This is a genomic window from Paracoccus marcusii (assembly GCF_006151785.1).
Classification (GTDB): Bacteria; Pseudomonadota; Alphaproteobacteria; order Rhodobacterales; family Rhodobacteraceae; genus Paracoccus; species Paracoccus marcusii.
In genome coordinates this window covers 1-3,139 of the sequence record NZ_VDDD01000208.1, presented here as the reverse complement: position 1 = coordinate 3,139, position 3,139 = coordinate 1, and the positions used below count along the sequence as shown (strand labels likewise).

Genomic DNA, 3,139 nt, shown 5'->3' with positions numbered 1-3,139 from the left:
GGCGGCCGCCACGTCGGCCAGGGCCAGCGGGACCAGCGCGGTCGTCGCGGCGACCGTCCGGGCGGCGGCCTCGATCTCGCGGCGCGCCTGCTGGTCCAGCCCGGCCAGCAGCTCTGTCTCGGCCAGGGTCAGCAGGGCCTGGGCGTCAAAGGTTTCGGCCCGGCGGTCGGCCAGGCGCTGACGCTGCCACTCCATCTCGGGGCGCTTGGCATAGAGGGCGACCAGGCCGTCGGCAACCGCCTTGGCCTGATCCAGGCTCTCGGCGGCCAAGGCGGCGCCGGCCTGCCGCTGCAGCGCGTCGATCCTGGCCATCCGCCGCCATGCCCGCCATTCCCGCAGCGCCATCCCCAGGGCCGCGATGGTGAAGACCGCGAACAGCGTGACGGCGATCCAGCCCAGCAGCGGATAGCGGGTCATCAGCCCGTCAATGAAATCCAGCGCCATCACGCCCAGAAGGAAGGTGAACAGCGCCGCCCCGGCATTGATGAACAACCGCGTCAGACGCGATGGTGGGCGCCCGACCAGCCGGGCCACCATCTGCATGGTGCGCGGCTGGGGCAGCGGGGCGTCGCTGATGTCGATGACAGGGGCATCGGCGGGGCTTGGGGCGTCGTCCGCGCGGGTTTCCGTGCGGGGCGGCCGCGGCCGGGTGCCGGTATCGTCGTCCAGGGGCATCAGGACCGGACCGCGCGGGCGTTTGGGGGCGTCGGTCACAGGCGGTCTCCGATCAGGAATTCGGCGGCGCGGTCCAGCCGGATGTGGGGCGGGCCGTCGCCCGGACGCGTGGTCAGGGGGGCGGGGGCAAAGTTCATGATCGCGTAATCGGCATCCAGCCACGCCTGCGCGCCCTGCCGCGCGGGATGCAGCAGCACCGCGGGGTCGGTGGGCAGTTCGCCCGGAAAGAACGCGGCCTGCCGCCCGTCCAGCAGGCGTCCGCGCACGGCGGGCAGGTCGCCGTCGGGCTGGGCGATCATGTCCTCGGTCGTGGCGCGCAGGGCGGCGATGGCCATCGCCTCGGTCCGGGCGCCCTGGAAATCGGCGCGGTCGCGGGCCTCGCGCAGCATGGCGGACAGGATCGCGGTCAGGCGGTTATGCTGGGTGTGGTGCAGGTGGTCGGCCTTGGTCGCGGCGAACAGGATGCGTTCAACCCGCCGCGTGCCCAGAAGCTGGCCCAGCCAGCCTGCGCGGCCGGGGCGGAAGGCCGACAGGATGTCGGCCATGGCGCGGCGCATGTCCTCGACCGCCTGGGGGCCCTGATGGATCGCGCCCAGGATGTCGACCAGCACTACCTGGCGGTCGATGCGGGCAAAGTGGTCGCGAAAGAAGGGCCGGATCACCCGCGACTTGTAGGCATCGAACCGGCGGCGGAATTCTCGGCCAAGCCGCGTGGCCTGCAGGTCGGGCGGCAGGGGCGCAAAGGTCAGGGCGGGCGATCCAGCCAGCTCTCCGGGGATCAGGAACCGGCCGGGCGTGCAGTCCGACCAGCCCGCGTCGCGCGCCGCGTTCAGATGCGCGGTATAGATGTCGGCCAGCTGCTGGGCCTGCGGTTCGGTGAAGCCGTCATCGCGGGGCAGCGCCTGCAGCGCGGTCAGGAACCGGTCGGCGCCGGGGCGGCCCGCGATGCGGTCCAGCACCTCGGTCGACCATTGCGCAAAGTCGCGTTCCATCAGGCGCAGGTCCAGCAGCCATTCGCCGGGATAATCGACGATGTCCACATGCAGGTTGCGCGCGCCGCGCAGCCCCCCGAACATGCCGCCGCCCTGCAGGCGCAGCGACAGGCGCAGCTGGCTGACGTGACGCGTGCCGTCGGGCCAGTGCGGATCGGGGCCGGTCAGCGCGGCCAGGTGGCGTTCGAAGTCGAAGCGGGGGATGGTGTCGTCGGGCTGGGGCTGCAACCACACCGCCTTGAGCCGCCCGTCGGCGGCGGCGCGCAGCGACGACATGCGCCCGCGTTCCAGGAGGTTCGCCACCAGCGAGGTGATGAACACCGTCTTGCCGGCCCGCGACAGGCCCGTCACGCCGATGCGGATCACCGGATCGGACAGGCCCAGCCCCTCCATCACGTCGCTGCGGATACCCATGTCTGCCCCTGTTCGTTTCGCGACACCCAACGCCGCGGGTGCAAGATAGGTCCGCGGAGGCGCGATGTGTAGCGGCGCGATTGTGCCCGGTGCCCCGGCGGCGCTAGAAGGCGGGCATGACGGATGCCCTGCCCATCGACGACGCCCTGCCTGCGCTGTGCGCGGCGATCCGCAGCCATGGCCGCGCGGTGCTGGTGGCCCCGCCCGGCGCGGGCAAGACGACGCGGGTGCCGCTGGCGCTGATGGATCAGGTCGCGGGCCGCATCCTGATGCTGGAGCCGCGCCGCCTGGCCGCGCGCGCTGCGGCCGAGCGCCTGGCGCATTCCCTGGGCGAGGCCGTGGGCGGGCGGGTTGGATACCGAATGCGCGGGGAATCGGTTCAGGGCAGCCGCATCGAGGTGGTGACCGAGGGCATCCTGACGCGGATGATCCAGACCGATCCCGCGCTGGAGGGCGTGGGCTGCGTGATCTTTGACGAGTTCCACGAGCGCAGCCTGAACGCCGATCTGGGGCTGGCCCTGGTCTGGGAGGCGCGGGGTGCCCTGCGCGAGGATCTGGCGGTGCTGGTGATGTCCGCCACCTTGGACGCGGGGCCGGTGGCGGCAATGCTGGACGACGCGCCTGTGGTGACGTCCGAGGGGCGGGCCTTTCCGGTCGAGACGCGCTGGCTGGACCGGCCCCTGCCCGCGGGCGGGCGGTTGGCGGACGATGCCGCGCGTCTGATCGCAAGGGCCCATGACGAGACGCGCGAGACGGGCGGCACGATCCTGGCCTTTCTGCCCGGAGAGGGAGAGATCCGCCGCGTGACGGCGGCCCTGTCGGGGACGGGCTGCGAGGTGCTGCCTCTGTATGGCGCGCTGCCGGCGGCGGCGCAGCGCGCGGCGCTGGCCCTGCCGGGAGCCGTGCGGCGGATCGTTCTGGCGACGGCCATTGCCGAGACGTCGCTGACGATCCCCGGTGTGCGGGTGGTCGTGGATGCGGGGCGCGCGCGGCGTGCCCGGTTCGATCCGGGCAGCGGCATGTCGCGGCTTGTGACCGAGCGGGTCAGCCGCGCCGAG

At 72.7% G+C, this 3,139-nt stretch carries 3 protein-coding genes; 1 reads left to right on the top strand and 2 read right to left on the bottom strand.

What is annotated here, in order from left to right; all coding sequences use genetic code 11:
- Positions 1-714, bottom strand: a 714-nt coding sequence (locus FHD68_RS18120; protein ID WP_139086475.1) for a DUF697 domain-containing protein, incomplete at its 3' end; no start/stop codon positions are given.
- The gene (locus FHD68_RS18115) at positions 711-2,081 is read right to left on the bottom strand and encodes a YcjX family GTP-binding protein (protein WP_046000766.1); all 1,371 of its coding nucleotides are present in this window, start codon (positions 2,079-2,081) and stop codon (positions 711-713) included. The genes FHD68_RS18115 and FHD68_RS18120, both read right to left, overlap by 4 nt.
- 116 nt (positions 2,082-2,197) lie before the next feature.
- On the opposite strand from FHD68_RS18115, the gene FHD68_RS18110 reads away from it, so the two are divergent.
- Positions 2,198-3,139: DEAD/DEAH box helicase (locus FHD68_RS18110; protein WP_139086473.1), on the top strand; the 942-nt coding region annotated here is incomplete at its 3' end.